This is a genomic window from Duganella radicis, from assembly GCF_009720825.1.
Taxonomy (GTDB): Bacteria; Pseudomonadota; Gammaproteobacteria; order Burkholderiales; family Burkholderiaceae_D; genus Rugamonas; species Rugamonas radicis.
Genome location: NZ_WNKY01000147.1, coordinates 1 through 255, shown reverse-complemented (window position 1 = coordinate 255; position 255 = coordinate 1). Strand labels below are relative to the sequence as shown.

The 255-nt window shown below is 50.2% G+C and carries 1 rRNA gene; it reads left to right on the top strand.

Features of this window, described 5'->3' with window-relative positions:
• Positions 1-255 (top strand): 23S ribosomal RNA (locus GM676_RS31435); the annotation flags it as partial.

Sequence of the window (255 nt, the reverse complement as noted above, 5' to 3'; positions counted from 1 at the left end):
AAACCGTGTGCATACAAACAGTAGGAGCCTCCTTGTGGGGTGACTGCGTACCTTTTGTATAATGGGTCAGCGACTTACATTCAGTGGCAAGGTTAACCGAATAGGGAAGCCGTAGAGAAATCGAGTCGGAACAGGGCGATAGTCGCTGGGTGTAGACCCGAAACCAAGTGATCTACTCATGGCCAGGATGAAGGTGCGGTAACACGCACTGGAGGTCCGAACCCACTAATGTTGAAAAATTAGGGGATGAGCTGT